Origin of the sequence: Dactylosporangium darangshiense, from assembly GCF_039537565.1 — a bacterium.
GTDB lineage: Bacteria > Actinomycetota > Actinomycetes > Mycobacteriales > Micromonosporaceae > Dactylosporangium > Dactylosporangium darangshiense.
The window spans coordinates 180,816-196,877 of sequence record NZ_BAABAT010000011.1 but is presented as its reverse complement, the minus strand read 5'-3'; the positions used below and the strand labels follow the sequence as shown (position 1 = coordinate 196,877).

Genomic DNA, 16,062 nt, shown 5'->3' with positions numbered 1-16,062 from the left:
GGCGGGAGGTCCGGGTGCGGGATGAGCGGGAGTTCGTCGAGTACGTGCGGGCGCGCATGCCCTGGCTGCGGCGCCTTGCCTACCGGCTGTGCGGTGAGTGGGCGGGCGCCGACGACCTGGTGCAGGAGTGCCTCGTGGCGCTGTACCGGCACTGGCGCAAGGCGGCCGCGGCCGAGTCGCTCGACGCGTACGTGCGGGCCATCCTCGTGCACGCGTACCTCGCGGAGCGCAGGCGGCCGTGGGCGCGGCGGGTCCAGCCGGCCGCCGATCTCGAGGACGGCGCCGTGAGCGGCCCGGGGATCGAGAGCCGCGTCGACGTGCGGGCGGCGCTCGCGCGGCTCACGCGGGGGCAGCGGGCGGTGCTCGTGCTGCGGTACTGGGAGGACCTCGACGTCGCGCAGACCGCGGCGGCGCTGGGGTGTTCCGCCGGGACGGTCAAAAGCCAGACGGCGTACGCCATCGCGGCGCTGCGCCGGCTGCTGCCGAACTACACGCCGGGAGGTGGGGACGCGTGGTGAAGGAGCTGTTCGCGGCGCTGCCGGATGATCCCGCGCCGCCGCTGGCCGACGGATACCTCGACGAGGTGCTCGTGCGCGGTCGGCGGTCGGTGCGGCGTCGCCGGCTCGCGAACGCCGGGGTTTGGGCGGTCGTGTTGCTCGCGCTCGCCGCTCTCGTGATGCCGACGGTACCGCTGGACGCCCGACCGGCCGCCCCCGCGCGCCACCCGTCGTTGCCCGACCGCTTCGCCGGCTACTCGTTGCTGACCAGCAGCGTGGAACGCTCGGCGCCGGGGCGGGCGATCGCGATCTACGGATACGGCAACGGCGAGACGTTCAACATGTTCCAGCCGCTCGTCGTGGGTGCGGACGCGGACACGTACCGGCGCGTGGGCGCGATGGAGGAGCGCGGCGGCGCGCTGGGCCTGCTGTCGCCGGACGGGACCCGGGTGCTCGTCGGCGACGATCGCGGCGCCACCGGCGACCTGGTGCTCGTCGAGCTCACCAGCGGGCGGCGGCGCACGATCGCGCTCGGCGCGCCGGTCGGGGTGCGGCTGCTGGCCTGGTCGCCGGACGGGCGGTACGTCGCCTACAGCGCGGCGCCGATCGGGGAGTCCGACGGGTCCATCGACTTCGTCGAGTCCGAGGTGCTGCGGCACGGGACGCTGCGGCTGCTCGACGTCGCGAGCGGGCGCAGCGTCGAGCTCGGGTCGCTGTCCGGGGTGTGGACGGCGGCGTTCGCACCGGACGGTGCGCGGGTCGCGGTTCAGGTGGCCGCACAGGTACACCTGCTGGATCTGAACGGACACGAGGACGGTGTCGTGGCCCTCGACAGCGGGCGCGGGCTCGTCGCCGGGGTCGGCTGGTCGCCGGACGGGCGGTTCCTGGCCACCGCGCCGTGGACCGGCGGATCCGAGCACGGGTACTTCCTCACCGACGGCGGGGACGTCCAGTTCGTTCCCGTGGCGCCACAGGCCACGCCGCCGGGGGCGGTCCAGGACGTGGTGCGGTTGCTGGGGTGGCGCGACGCCGGGCGCGTCGTCGCGGCCACGGTCGACTCCCCCGGCGGGCGGCTGTCGCTGAGCGAGATCGACCTGGGCTCCGGGCAGCGGCGGGTGCTGTCGCGGTTCGACACCGGCAAGTCGTGCGAGCTGGGTATGCAGCACTGCGAGGTGTACGACCTGCAGCTGGCCGGCGGGCTGCTGCCCGACCTGGCCGTGCGCCACGCCGGATCGCCGGACCGCGGGCCGTGGCCGTGGATGCTGCGGATACCGGCGGCGGTCCTGCTCGGCGGGGCACTGTTGCTCTGGTGGCGGCTCGGCCGGGCACGGCGGCGGCGCCTTGACACAAGGACGGCCTGACGCCTACGCAGCGGGCACCTCCAAGTCGTGGGCCTCGGTGTCGATCCGAGCACTCCGCCGTTATGAGCGGCGGCCGAGCAGCCAGCGCTCCGCCCACGTCGGTCCACAGTGGATGGCATCTCGTGCTCGCGGCAGGCTTCGAACCTGCGACCTCCGCTGTGTGAAAGCGGCGCTCATACCGGGCTGAGCTACGCGAGCATTGCGTGCGCCGTGCAGGATTCGAACCTGCGAACCATCCGCTTAAGAGGCGGCCGCTCTACCGGGCTGAGCTAACGGCGCGAGAAAAGAGCTCCGAGACAGGGATTCGAACCCCAACCTCCGCGTCCAGAGCGCGGCGTCACTGCCGGTTAGACCATCTCGGAACGAGAACCGTCGACGGGAGTCGAACCCGTTACTCCTGTTTGGAAGACAGGCATGTCACCGTGCACACCCCGACGGCAAAGTAGCGAGTAGGGGAGTCGAACCCCTGTCTCCGCGCTGAGAACGCGGCGGCCTGACCGCTAGCCGAACCCGCCAAAGCGTGCCCTCCCCCCAAGGGCACTCGTGGACCGCAGGGGGGTCGAACCCCTCACGCGCTGCATGCCGAGCAGCGCCGCACACCGGTGACGTGCAGCCCATCGTCGGGAACCGGGGAGTCGAACCCCGCACTTCCTGGTCCCAGGCCAGGTCCGGTCACCGCGCCGGTCGTTCCCGAAAGAAATGCCATCCACTGTGGAGTTTTCAAATCACAAATGCCTCGGTGGTACCGCGGCAGGACGCGCAGGGGCGACAGGACTCGAACCTGCAACCTTCGGTTTTGGAGACCGACGCTCAGCCAGTTGAGCTACGCCCCTATGAAAAAACCGCCCGGTCCCTCGACGGGGCGGGCGGCTTCGGGAAAGCGTCTCGCTTACCCGCGCCACCGTCCCGAAGGGCGTCCCATCTGCTTGCCGGCCTGGGCGGCCGGTCGCGGCTCGCCGACCATGGGCCACGCAGCACCGGACACCGGCATCGGCCGGTTCTCGGTGGCGGTCCAGGTCGTCATCTCGGGCTCCTCGTTTCGGGCTTGCTGCGTCGTGTTCGTAAATGACGATACGGATCGGTGGCGGTGAACGGCAACGCATTTAACGCGCGGATTTTTCAGGCCCAGCCCTTGCGCGCGGCGTGCCAGCCGAGCTGGATGCGGGTGTCGGCGCCCGCGCGCTGCATCATCGCGTGTATGCGGCGCTGGACGGTGCGCAGGCTGGTGTCGAGCTGCCCGGCGATCGCCTGGTCGGTCAGGCCGGCCAGCAGCAGCGTGAGGATGCGGCGATCCAGCGGCTCCAGGCCGAGCTCGCCGGCCTCGCGGACCTCGGGGCCGTCCGTCCACAGTGGATAGGCGTGCGCCCACAGCTCCTCGAAGAGCGCGATGAGGGCGTCGAGCAGGCCGCTGGCGTGTACGAGTACCGACGCGGGGGCGGTGTGTTGCCCAGACAGCAACGGCAGCATCGCGACCTGGCTGTCCACGATGATCATCTTGATCGGGGTCTTCTCGACGACGCGGATCTCCTCGCCCTCGGCGATGCTCGCCGCGGCCAGCTGCACCAGGCCGGGCTCGGCCAGGGACTCGCGGTCGACGACGACCCGGTAGGCGACGCCGCGGCGCAGGCCGTCGTCGCCGGCGGCGTTGTCGCGGTGCGGCACGACGGCCAAGCCCGGCACGACGAGCGAGCGCACGTCGTGCCGGGCGGCGTGCTGCATCTGGGCGAAGCGGTGGCGCACCGCCTCGACGTCGGTGATGACCTCGACGACGCCGGTGCCGCGGCCGGCCTCGGTGCGGCGGTGCTCGTCGGCGAGGGCGAGCAGGGCGAGCTCGGCGGCGTGCAGGCGGTCGCGCTGCTGGCGAAGGAGCGCGCCGAGCGCGATGGACGGCGGCGCGGCCTCGTACGTTCCGTGCGGCCCGGCGACCGCGAGCCCGCGCGCCACGAGCGCGGCGAGCAGCTCTGCCGTGCGCGGGCCGGCGCCGCGGGCGGACAGCTCGGCGGGCGTGCCGGCTCCCGCGACCAGGCAGCGGTACAGCCGCTCCTCGTCGGGGTCGAGGCCAAGGGCGCCGAGCATCCGACGATCGTAGGGCCGTACCGCCGCCCGCAGTAGGGGCCGCGGCCGGGTCAGTCCCGGTGGCGGCGGTCCGGCAGGGCGTACGCCCGGATCACCTCCTGCTCGATCGTGTTGCCGCGGTCGTCGCGCGCGGTGGCGCGCAGCGACACGTAGCCGGCGTCGCGCGGCGGGTTGAAGCGGGCCACGCCGCCGTCGAGCGCCACCCGCTGCCAGTGCGCGCCGTCGTCGAAGGAGACGGCGAGCGTGACGGCGGTGACGGCGCCGGCGCCGACCGCGCCGGGCAGGTGCGCCGCCCGGACGCCGACGGCGTTGCGGCCCGGCCGCGCGGTGCCGGACAGGTCGGTGTCGACGGCGTAGTCCAGCTGCAGCAGCGGCAGGACGTCGACGGCGAGCGGGTCGCTGACCGGGCGGGCCTTGACCGTCCACGCGGTGTGCGAGGCGATCGTGAGCCGGTACAGCGCGGGGTCCCGCGACGCGCGCAGGTCGAGCGCGAACGTGGTCGGGCCCTCCGTCGTCGGGGTGACGTACGCGGCCGGCCACTCCGACGTGGCCAGCAGGGTGCCGTCCTCCCAGACGCGGAACGTGCGCTGGTCGGTGCCGTCCTGCATGTACCCGCCGTGGTCCGCGCCGCTGTCGGTCCACGGCTGCACGTTGAACTCGGCGTAGCCGGCCTGCCGCGCCGACCACCAGAACCCGGAGCCGTTGCGCGGGTGCGCCACCGGGGCGAACCAGTCGCTGACCTGCCTGCTGCCGGCGCGGTACGCGTGCAGGCCGGAGCGCGACTCGACGGCGAGCCCGGGCCCGGTCATCGCGTCCTCGGCCCAGCTCGTGCCGGCCGGCGCGGACACATAGTCGGTGCGCGTGCCGGGCATGGTGGCCGACTGCAGGAAGCCGACGGCGAACGGGCGGTACGGGCGGAAGGCCCAGCGGTACTCCCCGCCCGGCGTCGCGGTGTCGCCGTAGAAGCGCATGTCGACGCGGGCGAGGTCCTCGGCGCGCGGCCGGTACGTGAGGTCGTCGGGGATCCGCCCGGCGTGCTGGTCGACGAGGTCGTACACGTACGGCGAGTCCGGCACCCCCTCCACCCGCAGGCGCCCGGGCAGCGCCGCGCCGGCCCGCGCCGTCACCGAGACGACCGGGATCGGGCTCGTCGTGCCGTCGTCGGCGCCGACCCACTCCAGCAGCTTGCCGGGGCCGTCGTTGACGACGATGAGCAGCCGTGCGCCGGCCGCGGCGGCGTTGGCGGCCCGCTCACCCGGGCTCACCGCGTCCGAGCGGGTGGCCACGGCGATCTTCCCGCGCACCCGCTTGCCGGCGTAGTCGGCGGCGGCGCCGGCGCCGACCCGCACGACGTCGAGCTCGTCGCGGCCGGCGTACAGGCTGGAGCCGGGCTGGCCGAGGAACGGCACGTTGTCGCCGATGGTGAGCAGCGGGTACGCCTTGCGCCAGCGGGTCTCGTACTCGAACGCGCCGGCGGTGACCTTCCCGGTGGGCAGCACGAACGCCTCGTCGTACTGGGGGCCGAGCAGCAGCTGTTCGTCGATCGTCGAGGTCGCGCCGTCGCTGCGGTACCAGTTGAGCTGCAGGACCCGGTCCTCCGTCCGCGGCGCCCCGGGCACCCGCGCGGCGACCTCCTTGGCCTTGCGGGCGTCCAGGGTGATGCTGCGGTCGCGGTCCAGCACGATCTCGGGGTCGCCGAGCAGCGCCATGGCCTGCGAGTCCGGCCCGTGGTCGCCGGCGACCGGGATGAGCGTCAGAGCGCTGTAGGTGCCCTTGAGCAGCCGCAGGTCCAGGTCGCCGTCGAAGGCGAACAGGTACGGGTCCGGCTGGCCGAACGCCTGCAGCTCCAGGTACCCCTGCACCGGCTTGCCGGAGCGGTCGCGCACCGACACGTGCAGGTTGTGCCGCTCGTCCTCGGTGAACAGGCCGAACTGGGTGCGCAGCGCGAGGCCGGGCGCGGTGGCGGTGACCTGGCCGAGGTACCGGCGCGCCGTCATCGCCATCGAGGGCCTGGCGGTGACGGTGACGCTCGCGGTGCCGTGCGCCGGGACGGTGACGCGGTCGGCGGACAGCGCGAACATGCCGTCCGGTGCGGGGGTGCCGGCGTCGGCCGTGGGGTCGACGTCGTACGGGCCGCCGGCGATCGCGGCGCTCTCGGCGAGGTCGAGGGTCACCGGGGCGGCGCCGGCGTTGCTGTAGGTGACGGTCCGGGCGACCGGCGCCGGGTCGGTGTGCGGCCAGCCGAAGAAGCCGAACCAGGCCGAGCCGGTGGCGGTCACCGGCGCGGCGAGGCTCGCCGGGACGTCGACCCGGCCCGCGCCGACCGCGTAGGCGTCCAGGCCGGGCAGCGCCTTGCTGGTGCTCATCAGCGCGTCCTTGAGCCGCGCGGCCGGCCAGTCCGGGTGCTGCTGGGCGAGGATGGCGGCGGCGCCCGCGACGTGCGGCGTGGCCATCGAGGTGCCGGACATCGTGGTGTACCACCCGTCGGCGTCGTTCCCGCCGGTCCGCGTCGCCTTCGCGGCGAGGATGTCCACGCCGGGCGCGGCGATGTCCGGCTTGAGGCCGTAGTCGCCGTAGCGGGGCCCGCGGCTGGAGAAGTAGGCGAGCTGGTCGTCGCGGTCGACGGCCGCGACGGTCAGCGCCGCGTCGGCGACGCCGGGCGCGCCCATCGCCGCCTCGGCCCCGGTGTTGCCGGCGGCCACGACGAACAGGGTGCCGCTCTGCTGGCTCAGGCTGTTCAGAGAGAGGCTGACGGGGTCGGTACCGTCGCTGGGCACCGAGTCGCCCAGGCTCATGCTGACGACCTTGGCGTGCTGCGCGACCGCCCACTCCATGCCGGCGATCACCCACGAGTCCGCGCCGGTGCCCTCGTCGGACAGGACCTTGCCGGCGATGAGGTCGGCGCCCGGCGCGACGCCCCGCTCGGCGCCGCCGGAGGCCGCGCCGCTGCCGCCGACCGTCGAGATCGTGTGGGTGCCGTGGCCGTTGCCGTCGTCGACGCTCTCGCCGGGCACGAAGCTCGCCGTGGCGCTGACCCGACCGGCCAGGTCGGGGTGGGACAGGTCGACGCCGGTGTCGAGGACCGCGACCTTCACGCCCTCGCCGTGCAGCCCGGCGGCCCACGCGGACGGTGCCCCGATCTGGGCGGTGCTCTCGGCCAGGTCCGCCTTGACGGTACCGTCGAGCCAGAGCTTGGCCGGCCCGTTCCCGGCGGCCACGGCGTCCCACGTGTCGCGGATGCCGCGCTTGGCCGCCCGCAGCGCCGAGCCGTGCACGCTCGGCAGGTCCCGCACCTTCGCCGTGTGCGGCGGCGCGACGGCCGCGCGGGCGGCCCCGCCGGTGGCGATGAGCGGGATCTCGGCCCGCCTGGCGTCGTCGTAGCCGCTGCGCACCAGCAGGGAGACGTTGAACAGCCGGCGGTCGATGCGGTCCGCGGCGACGAGCGGCAGGGCCTCGTCCGGCCACACGTAGAGGTCGCCGCCGATCGTCTCGGTCCGCACTCCGCCGGGCGCGTGCCCGGGCCGGCGCACGTCGGCGGCCTGCTTGGCGCCGCCGGCGTCGAAGAGCCGGACGACGTCGCCGGTGATGAGGGTGACGGTGGCCGCCTTGCCGATGGCGTCGCGGTGCGTGGCTGGGGGCGCAGCGTCGGCGGCGGGCGCGACCGGTCCGGTCAGCAGCGCGGCCGCGACGAGCGAGGCGACGGCGGCGCGCAGCGCTAGCCGTCGGCGGGCGTCGATTGACATGGACGGTGTCTACCGTCGCGGATCGCCGGCGCGGAACGCCCTCACGCTGGCAGGAACCCGCCACGGCAGGGACCCGCCACGGCGACCCGGGTCGATGGACCCGGGCCGCCGGGCGGGATCGGTTCAGCAGGCGCCGTTGTCGGTCCAGACCGCCTGGCTGTTGTTGCCGGGGATGTCGCCCTGCGTCCACCACTTCGCGGTCCACTTGTGCCCGCCGTACGTCACGGACTGCCCGCCGACGTAGGCGACCGTGGAGCTCCACGGGGACAGGCCGGCGCAGTTGCCCGTGCCGCCGGTCGGGGTCGGCGACGTGCCGCCACAGGCGCCGTTGTCGGTCCACACGCCCTGGCCGTTGTTGCCGGGGATGTCGCCCTGGGTCCACCACTTGGCGGTCCAGGTGTGGCCGTTGTAGGAGACCTGCTGGCCGCCTGTGTACGCGGTGGCGGCGTTCCACGCCGGCGCCGAGCACGTGCCGCCGGTCGGGCTCGTCGACGGCGACGGCGACGTGCTGCGCGACGGCGACGGCGAGGCCGAGGCCGAGGCGCTACGGGTCGGCGAGGCCGTGGGGCTGGCCGTGGAGCAGCCGGCCGTGGCGCCGTTGGTGGCGTTGACGACCGCGTTGAACAGGGTCGCGGCGGGGTCGAGCGCCTCCAGGGAGTACATCATCGCGCCGCCCAGCCCGTTGCAGTGCTGGTAGTCGGCCTTGGCCTGGATCGACGCCGGGGAGTCGCCGCTCCAGAACGTGGTGCCGTCGTAGAAGTAGGCGCCCTTCGTGACGGGGTCCAGGTACGTGTACGACGGGTTGTTCACGAAGCCCGTCAGTTCCTTGTAGAAGGACACGCCTGGGACGTTGCCCGACATCGCATGGCCCGTGGCCGGGCCGGTCGCCGTCTGGTACAGGCCGTGGTTGGCGCCGGCGGGCACGCCGGTCCAGCCGCGGTAGTAGAACGGATAGCCGAGCGTGAGCTTCGCGGCCGGGAACCCGCCCGCGATGCTGTAGCCGGAGTCGCCCGTGGTCCACGCCTTCACCGCGGAGTCGATCGTGTACTTCCCGTTGCCCGGCGGGATTGTCGCGCTCGGGTCGCTCGGCGACGTGTACAGCGGGGCCTGATGGTTCGTCGGCCCGGTCGCCTCCCAGCCGCCGTGCATGTCGTACGTCATGATGTTGGCGTAGTCGAGGTAGCTGCCGAGCTTGTTCGTCTCGACGTGCATGATCTTGTCCTGCCCGGCCGGGACGGCCGCGGTCAGGTACTTCTTGCCGGTGCCGAGCGCGTCGAGCTGCGCGCGGAACTCGGCCATCAGCAGCGTGTAGTTCTGCATGTCCGCGGCGGCATAGTGGTTGCCGGTGTGCCCCGGCGCGCCCGGGTACTCCCAGTCGATGTCGATGCCGTCGAAGATCCCCGCACCCGTGCCGGCGCCGCCGTAGCCGTTGCGGGCCGGCAGGTTGCCCTTGATGAACATGTCGATGCAGGAGCTGACCAGCTTCTTGCGCGAAGCGTCCGTGGCGGCGGCGTCGGAGAAGTACTTGGAGTAGGTCCAGCCGCCGATCGACAGCAGGATCTTCATGTTCGGGTACTTCGCCTTGAGCTTCTTGAGCTGGTTGAAGTTGCCGACGATGGGCTGGTTGTAGACGTCGGCCACGCCGTCGACGCTGATGTCGGCGCCGTAGGACTTGCCGTAGTCGGCGAACGAGTCACCCGCGTTGTCGCCCGCGTTGGGGTTGTTCTCGTCCTGCGAGGCCGCGGAGTCGTTCTCGAAGCACGTCAGGTTGGTCGGGTGGATGTTCTCGAAGGCGTACACCAGGAAGTCGATCTTCCCGGCCATGCCGCTCGTGTCGAGGTTCTTCGGGTAGAACCCGTTGGCGTAGATGCCCCACTGGGTGAAGTAGGCGAACTTCACTCCCCCACTGGTGGTGGCGGCCTGCGCGGAGACGCTGTTCAGGGCGACGCCGGTCCAAGCGGTGGCGGCCGCGAGGATCGTCGCCGCAATACCGACGGCGAGTCTTCTGGGTCTGCGCATCTCGTTTTCCTCCTGTACCGAGAGCACTCCCTCAATCAGTTAACACTCTTAACTGTTTGCGAAAGTTTATAGCCCTCGATGGAAGCGAGCAAGACCGTCTCCACCGCCATCGATCCCAGCCCCAGCCCCAGCCCCCGCCCTGATGCTGGCCGCGCGCCACACTCTTGGCAGCCTTCCACGAATGTGCGCCCGTCCAACATGGTGATCCCTGCCCGGTACGCGACAACCGCCCACGCCTTGCCGGATGACCACCCACTGCCGCCCGCCCCGGGGGTGAGACGGCCGCCCAGCCGCTGCACCGCCACCAGCCGCTGCGTCACGACCACCCGCTGCGCCGCGCCAACCGGCTGCAACCAACCGATATGGCGTCGGTCTCGGTCAATGTTTGACCGAGGCGCCGGCGAGTGCTTCGGGCGCGGGAAAAGTACGAGGGTGATCACCGGGAGTCGAACCCGGACCTTCAGAGCCACAATCTGACGTGCACAGACCCGTACACCATGACCACCGCTCCCCCGGCTGGACTCGAACCAGCAACCTTGCGATTAACAGTCGCCTGCTCCGCCGAATTGAGCTACGAGGGAATGAGAAACGAAAAGCCGCCCGGATCCTCGCGGACGGGCGGCCTGGACAGCTCGAACGAGGCTACCCGGGCCACCGGTGCGCGTGATTGGCATGCATGGGGAGCTCCTCGGGAAATCGCTTCGTCCAGGTCGTTCACGAATGACGATACGAAAGGTCCAATGCGGCCGGCAACGCATTTTTCGAGGTGCGCATGCCGGAAAGCAGGAGGTTCGTCACGCGGGTGATGGTGGTGTGTCATCGAAGTGTCGCCGCCAGGGACCGGATGACCGCGGCTGGGCGCGACAGTACAAGCCTTGGTACATTGCGTGGATGATCGTCGTCGACGCGGCCTCGGCGGTGCCGCCGTATGAGCAGCTGCGGGCCTACTTCGCCGGGCGGATCGCGGACCGGACGCTCGCGGTGGGCGAGCGGCTGCCGACCATCCGCAGCCTGGCCGCCGAGCTCGGGCTCGCGGTGAACACGGTCGCGCGAGCCTACCGCGAGCTGGAGGACGCCGGCCTGATCGAGACCCGGGGCCGGGCCGGCTCGTTCGTCTCCGCCGCCGGGGAGCAGGCCCGGGAGCGGGTGCGGCGGGCCGCCGAAGGCTACGCCGCCGTCGCCCTCGCCGCCGGCATCGACGCGGCGGAGGCGCTGCACATCGTCGAGGCGGCGCTGCGGCCGGGGACCTCGTCGATCCCCGGCCGGTAACGCGTCGGATCAGGCGGCCACCGCGATGGCCGGCAGCATCAGCTTCACCTGGGTCGCCGCGGCGGACGCATCGATCGAGTTGAACATGAACGCGACCAGCGCGTCGTTGCCGACCCAGGCGCAGACGGCGAACGAGACGCCGCTGGTGCCGTCGGTCTTCTGGCACTGGGCCTTGCCGCCGAGCTTGCCGGCGTCGACGTTCACCGGGCTGCCGCTGGCGCTGCCGAGCCCGGCCAGCGCGCTCTTGAAGAACGCGTCGAGCTGGGTCTGCGGGCTGCCCACGCTGAAGATGGAGCCGGTGCCGCCCCACACGACGGCCGTCCGGCCGCTCTTGGCGGTGTCCTGGTACTGCGCGGCGAACGGGTTCTTGATCCCCGAGCTGGCCAGCTGGTCGCTCATCGACTTGGCCTCGTCCTGGTTGGACGCCTTCTTCCAGGTGCTGATCGTCGCCGGGGCGGTCAACGTCACCTTCGGGCCGTTGTTGGTCCCGCCGCTGGCGGCCTTGGAGGCGGCGCCGGAGGCTCGCGACGTGGGGCCGGTGGTCGTGGAGGCCTCGGGCGTGTCGTCGTCGTTGCCGGCCACGTACACGGCCGCGCCGATGCCACCGCACAGCAGCAGGGCAAGCCCGCCGAACACGAGGCTCAGCACCAGGCCGGTGCGCTTCTTCGGCGGAGGCGGCGGCGGTGCGCCCCAGGCGGGCTGCTGCGCGCCGTAGGCCGGCTGGCCGTAGCCGCCGCCGGACGCGGGCATCGCGGAGGTGGGCTGGCCGTAGCCGGGGCCGGAGGACGGCATGCCCGAGGTCGGCGCGCCGTAGGCCGGCTGGCCGTAGCCCGGGTCCTGGCCGTAGCCGGGCTGCTGCCCGTAACCGGGCTGCTGGCCGTAGCCGGGGTCCTGCCCGTAGCCGGGCTGCTGGCCGTAGCCCTGGTCCTGGCCGTAGCCCGGGTTGTTGCCGTAGGACGGCTGCCCGTAACCGGGGTCGTTGTACGACGGCTGCCCGTACTGGGGCGGCTGCTGCCCGTACTGTGGAGGCTGCTGGCCGTACTGCTGCGGCTGCTGGCCGTAAGGGTCGTATGGGGGTGGTGCGTACGGGTCAGACATGAAAGCTCCTCGGCACGCGGAAAACCCCCGGGAGCATAATCCCTTCTGGAGCGGAGTGTTGTCCGGTTCTTGGCGATCCGCGTCACTCGGCATTGCTCAACTTCGCTCCGCGCCCGCCGATCGGCGCTGGGTATGGCCCCCTGGTCCACGCAGGGCGACCGCCCGGCCGCGACGCGTGCTTGTCCGCGCCTCTTCGCGCCGAACGGCAGGTACAGGGCCGGCCCGGCGGATATTGTCACCCGATGTTGACGGGTACGGCCGACCCCGGCGACGCGACCGCGTCAGCCACCACGGGGCGGCTCGTTGCGCAGCGTCGCGGCGGCGACGCGGGGCAGACTGACGAGGAAACGGACGGCATCGCCGGCGACAGCGACAGCGACCTCGCGGCGCGCCCGCGGCGCCGGGCGGACCTGCTCGCGTTCGGCAGCTACCTGCTGGGCGCGCTGTTCGTGATCTCCCCGTTGCTGGCCGACTACGGCCGGCGCGTGCCGAACAAGCCCGGCGACCGGGCCCAGGCGGAGGTCTTCCTCGCACACGCCGCGTACTTCGTCACGCACGGCGGCAACCCGTTCCACATCGGGCAGCTGAATGCGCCGTTCGGCGTCAACGCGATGGCCAACACGTCGATGCTGGCGCTGAGCCTGCCGATGTCGCCGATCACGCTGCTGTTCGGCGCCAAGGTCAGCTTCGACGTCCTGATCGTCATCGGGCTGGCCGGCACCGCCGCCGCCTGGTACTGGGTGCTGTCCCGCCACGTCGTGAGCAGCCGCACCGCCGCATGGATCGGCGGCCTCGTCGGCGGGTTCGCGCCGACGGTGACCTCCCATGCCACGTACCACCCGAACCTCGTCGCGCAGTTCTTGGTACCGCTGCTGGCTTGGCGCTCTTTCAAGCTCCTGGAGCAGGGCCGTGCGGTGCGCAACGGGCTGCTGCTGGCCGCTCTCGTCGTCGCGCAGGCGTTCATCAACGAGGAGATGCTGTTCCTCGCCGCGCTCGGGATCGGGCTGTTGATGCTGCTCTGCGCGGTGCAGCGGCGCGACCGGGTGCGTTCGGCGATCGGGCCGCTCGCGGCCGGCCTCGGCGTGACCACCGGCGCCTCGCTCGTCGCGCTGGCCTACCCGCTGTACTACCAATTCGCCGGCCCGGGCAGCTACAACGGCGGCGAGTCGTACATGACCGGCTTCCGCATGGACGTCACCGGCCTCACGTCGTACGGCAGCAACAGCGTGGCCGAGCGCCTGCGCCGCTTCGGCACGAGCTCCCTGCCCTTCGGCGCCGAGGAGCACGGCTTCTTCGGCTGGTCGCTGACGCTGCTGCTCGTCGCGCTGATCGTGTGGCAGTGGCAGGACCTGCTGGTGCGCTGCCTGGCGATCACCGGCGGCGTGTTCGCGGCGCTGGCCTGGGGCAACCCGCTGCAGTTCAAGGGCCGCGACACCGGCATCCCGGGGCCGTTCGCGCTGCTGGAGCACCTGCCGCTGTTCGACACCCTGCTGCCGACGCGGCTCGGCGAGGTCAGCAACTGGGCGGCGGCGCCGCTGCTGGCGCTCGGCGTGCAGCGGCTGGTCGAGCTGCAGGGCGTGCCCGCGCGCACCCGCCGCATCCTGATGCTCGGCCTGCTCGGCGCCGCGCTGGTGCCGGCCGCGCCCATGCCGGTCAAGGTCGAGACCCGCCCGGCGGTGCCGGCGTTCGTCACCTCCGGCGCGTGGCGCGACTACGTCGGGCCCGGGCAGAGCGTCCTCGTGGTGCCGCTGCCCCAGTGGGACTTCGAGACCGGCCTGTACTGGTCGGCGGAGACCGGCGCCCGGATGCCGATTTCGCACGGGTACTTCCTGGGCCCGGCCGACGGCGTCGACGGCCACCACGCCTTCGTCGGGCCGGTGCCACGCCCGACGGACAAGCTGTTCGCGACGGCGATGTACCAGGACAAGGTCCCGCCGGTCACCGACGCCGACCGTGCGCAGGCCAGGGCCGACGTGCAGTACTGGAAGGTGTCGCTCATCCTCGTGCCGGACGACCCGCGGTGGGCCTCCGAGCGCGAGACCGTCGCCGCCCTGTACGGCCCGGGCAAGGCGGCCGGCGGCCTGACGATGTGGGACGTGCGCGCGCTGGGCTGACATTGACAGAAGTCTCTCGAAGACTGACCCTCGGGAGATGGTGCGTGCGCTGCTCGGCGTGCCGGCGGCCCGCACCTACCTGCTCGGCCAGTCCGTGTCGCTGCTCGGCGACTCGACGCTGTGGCTGGCCACCGGAATCTGGGTCAAGACGCTGACCGGCAGCAACACGGCGGCGGGGCTGGTGTTCTTCTGTTTCACCGCCCCGGCGCTGCTCGGGCCGCTCGCCGGCGCGCTGGTCGACCGCTTCCGGCGGCGCCCGCTGCTCATCGCGGCCAACGCCGGCGCCGCCCTGGCCGTGCTGCCGCTGCTCGCGGTCGACGGTCCCGGACGCATCTGGCTGGTGTACCTCTCGATGCTGCTCTGCGGCGCCGCGTACACGCTGCTCGCACCGGCCCAGTCGGCCCTGCTGGTCGCGATCGTGCCGGGCGAACTGCTCGCCGATGCCAACGGGCTGCTGCGCACCGCCCAGGAGACGCTGCGCCTCGTCGGCCCGCTGCTCGGCGCCGGGCTGTTCGTGCTCGCCGGCCCGCACGCGGCCGTGGCGCTGGACGCGGCCAGCTTCGCCGCGCCGATCGCCTGCCTGCTGCAGATGCGCGTCGACGAGGCGCGCCCGGTCCGGGTCGCCGGCGAGGGCGGCGGCCTGCGGTTCATCGCGCGCACGCCCCGGCTGCGCGCGGTGGTGCTCGGCGCCGCGTGCGCGCTGTGCGTCTTCGGGTTCAGCGAGACCACGGTCTTCGCCGTCGTCGGGCAGGGCCTGCACCGCTCTCCCGCGTTCGTCGGCGTGCTGGCCGCGGTGCAGGGCGCGGGCGCACTGCTGGGCGGCCCGACCGCGGCGCCGCTGACCCGCCGCCTCGGCGAGGCCCGGCTGATGGCCGCGGGCATGCTGGCCGGCGCGGCCGGGGCGCTGCTGCAGGCCGCGCCGAGCGCCGCCGGGGTGCTGCCCGGCGCCGCCCTGTTCGGCGTCAGCCTGCCGTGGATCGCGGTCGGCTTCACCACCCGCCTGCAGCGCGCCACGCCCGACCGGCTGCAGGGCCGCGTGTTCGCCACCGCGGCCACCATCGTCACCGTGCCGCAGACCGTCTCGATCGCGCTCGGCGCCGCGCTCATCCCCCTCGCCGGCTACCGCGTCCTGCTCGCCACGATCGCCGTGGTGCTCGTGCTGACCGCCGCCTACCTCGCGGCTCAGCCCGACGAGGCGGCGCGGGCCACCCGCGCGCGGATGCCGTCGAGCACGACCTGCAGGCCGCGCTCGAAGTTGTCGCTGCTCTGCGGGTCGCCGATCTCCAGGACGCTGGCCGCCATCAGGGGGTACTCCTCCAAGAGCCGCAGCAGCGAGTCGCGGTCCTGCGGGCCGGACTCGTCGCCGCCGCGCAGCCGGTCGGCCTGCTCGTCGAGCGTGAACCCCGACACGTAGTTGCCGACGGCGATCATCGCCCACATCGACTCGGCCGGCGACAGCCCGACGGCGCACAGCACACGCAGGTACCGCTCGATCGTCTCCAGCTGCACCCCCTGCGGCCGGGTGGAGGCGGCGAGCATGGCGCCGTCGCGGTACCGGTTCAGGCTCTCCCGCAGCTCCCGGGCCCGCGCGGCGACCCACTCGTCCCACTCCTCGGGGCGCTCGGGCGGCTCGGCGGCGAGCGAGCGGGCCAGGATCGTCTCGGCCATCTGGTCGAGCAGCTCCTGCTTGTTCTTGAAGTGCCAGTAGAGCGCCGGCGCCTGCACGCCGAGCCGCGTGGCGAGCCGCCGCAGCGACAGCCCGTCGAGCCCGGCCTCGTTCATGAGCTCGATGGCCGCCTTGATCACCTGTTCCCGGTCGAGCGCCACAGTTGACACCTTAACAGTGTTCAGGCACGCTTAACGGCGTTAAGGCCTTAACACCGTT

9 protein-coding genes, 9 tRNA genes and 1 pseudogene are annotated in these 16,062 nt (G+C 72.7%); 5 read left to right on the top strand and 14 right to left on the bottom strand.

The window, feature by feature from the left end; genetic code table 11:
* The first annotated feature begins 14 nt into the window (after window positions 1-14).
* Both ABD901_RS22240 and ABD901_RS22235 read left to right on the top strand, forming a co-directional pair.
* Entirely contained in the window at window positions 15-518 is a 504-nt protein-coding gene (locus tag ABD901_RS22240) for a SigE family RNA polymerase sigma factor (RefSeq protein WP_345129035.1), read from the top strand.
* Window positions 512-1,858 carry a WD40 repeat domain-containing protein gene (locus ABD901_RS22235; protein ID WP_345129033.1) on the top strand — a complete coding sequence of 449 codons (1,347 nt, stop codon included), beginning with the start codon at window positions 512-514 and terminating at the stop codon, window positions 1,856-1,858. The genes ABD901_RS22240 and ABD901_RS22235 overlap by 7 nt, the downstream gene beginning before the upstream one ends.
* Before the next feature lie 123 nt (window positions 1,859-1,981).
* Here the strand turns inward: ABD901_RS22235 and ABD901_RS22230 are convergent.
* The 12 genes from ABD901_RS22230 to ABD901_RS22175 form a co-directional block, all read right to left on the bottom strand.
* Window positions 1,982-2,056 (bottom strand) — tRNA-Val (locus ABD901_RS22230).
* Window positions 2,057-2,062: 6 nt separating this feature from the next.
* Window positions 2,063-2,137: transfer RNA gene (locus ABD901_RS22225), tRNA-Lys, on the bottom strand.
* Between the two features lie 10 nt (window positions 2,138-2,147).
* Window positions 2,148-2,220 (bottom strand) — tRNA-Gln (locus ABD901_RS22220).
* Window positions 2,221-2,225: 5 nt separating this feature from the next.
* Window positions 2,226-2,297, bottom strand: a tRNA-Gly gene (locus ABD901_RS22215).
* 4 nt (window positions 2,298-2,301) lie between these two features.
* A tRNA-Glu gene (locus ABD901_RS22210) sits at window positions 2,302-2,373 on the bottom strand.
* Window positions 2,374-2,478: 105 nt separating this feature from the next.
* A tRNA-Pro gene (locus ABD901_RS22205) sits at window positions 2,479-2,551 on the bottom strand.
* A gap of 67 nt (window positions 2,552-2,618) precedes the next feature.
* Window positions 2,619-2,691, bottom strand: a tRNA-Trp gene (locus ABD901_RS22200).
* A 286-nt stretch (window positions 2,692-2,977) separates the two neighbouring features.
* Entirely contained in the window at window positions 2,978-3,934 is a 957-nt protein-coding gene (locus tag ABD901_RS22195; RefSeq protein ID WP_345129032.1) for a helix-turn-helix domain-containing protein, read from the bottom strand.
* 50 nt (window positions 3,935-3,984) lie between these two features.
* Window positions 3,985-7,677 carry a S8 family serine peptidase gene (locus ABD901_RS22190; protein ID WP_345129031.1) on the bottom strand — a complete coding sequence of 1,231 codons (3,693 nt, stop codon included), beginning with the start codon at window positions 7,675-7,677 and terminating at the stop codon, window positions 3,985-3,987.
* Window positions 7,678-7,800: 123 nt separating this feature from the next.
* Complete coding sequence (locus ABD901_RS22185; RefSeq protein WP_345129030.1) at window positions 7,801-9,696, bottom strand: glycosyl hydrolase family 18 protein; 1,896 nt, start codon at window positions 9,694-9,696, stop codon at window positions 7,801-7,803.
* A gap of 431 nt (window positions 9,697-10,127) precedes the next feature.
* A tRNA-His gene (locus tag ABD901_RS22180) sits at window positions 10,128-10,201 on the bottom strand.
* 2 nt (window positions 10,202-10,203) lie between these two features.
* Window positions 10,204-10,277, bottom strand: a tRNA-Asn gene (locus tag ABD901_RS22175).
* Between the two features lie 310 nt (window positions 10,278-10,587).
* Here ABD901_RS22175 and ABD901_RS22170 point away from each other — a divergent pair.
* Complete coding sequence (locus tag ABD901_RS22170; protein ID WP_345129029.1) at window positions 10,588-10,965, top strand: GntR family transcriptional regulator; 378 nt, start codon at window positions 10,588-10,590, stop codon at window positions 10,963-10,965.
* A gap of 9 nt (window positions 10,966-10,974) precedes the next feature.
* Here ABD901_RS22170 and ABD901_RS22165 read toward each other — a convergent pair whose 3' ends face one another.
* Window positions 10,975-12,063: a hypothetical protein gene (locus ABD901_RS22165; RefSeq protein WP_345129028.1), complete on the bottom strand. Its 1,089-nt coding sequence runs from the start codon at window positions 12,061-12,063 to the stop codon at window positions 10,975-10,977.
* Between the two features lie 242 nt (window positions 12,064-12,305).
* Here ABD901_RS22165 and ABD901_RS22160 point away from each other — a divergent pair, with 242 nt between their 5' ends.
* Together ABD901_RS22160 and ABD901_RS22155 are read left to right on the top strand one after the other, a co-directional pair.
* Window positions 12,306-14,177, top strand: coding sequence for a DUF6311 domain-containing protein (locus ABD901_RS22160; protein WP_345129027.1), 1,872 nt, complete (start codon window positions 12,306-12,308; stop codon window positions 14,175-14,177).
* A gap of 37 nt (window positions 14,178-14,214) precedes the next feature.
* A pseudogene (locus ABD901_RS22155) lies at window positions 14,215-15,345 on the top strand (MFS transporter); the annotation flags it as partial.
* 14 nt (window positions 15,346-15,359) lie between these two features.
* Here ABD901_RS22155 and ABD901_RS22150 read toward each other — a convergent pair.
* On the bottom strand, window positions 15,360-16,004 hold the full coding sequence (locus tag ABD901_RS22150) for a TetR/AcrR family transcriptional regulator C-terminal domain-containing protein (protein ID WP_345129026.1): 645 nt from the start codon (window positions 16,002-16,004) through the stop codon (window positions 15,360-15,362).
* Window positions 16,005-16,062: the final 58 nt, after the last annotated feature.

Coding starts and splice junctions, on each gene's coding strand:
- ABD901_RS22160 (WP_345129027.1), top strand. CDS start 12,306: ATGTTGACGGGTACGGCCGACCCCGGCGACGCGACCGCGTCAGCCACC.
- ABD901_RS22170 (WP_345129029.1), top strand. CDS start 10,588: ATGATCGTCGTCGACGCGGCCTCGGCGGTGCCGCCGTATGAGCAGCTG.
- ABD901_RS22185 (WP_345129030.1), bottom strand. CDS start 9,696: ATGCGCAGACCCAGAAGACTCGCCGTCGGTATTGCGGCGACGATCCTC.
- ABD901_RS22190 (WP_345129031.1), bottom strand. CDS start 7,677: ATGTCAATCGACGCCCGCCGACGGCTAGCGCTGCGCGCCGCCGTCGCC.
- ABD901_RS22195 (WP_345129032.1), bottom strand. CDS start 3,934: ATGCTCGGCGCCCTTGGCCTCGACCCCGACGAGGAGCGGCTGTACCGC.
- ABD901_RS22165 (WP_345129028.1), bottom strand. CDS start 12,063: ATGTCTGACCCGTACGCACCACCCCCATACGACCCTTACGGCCAGCAG.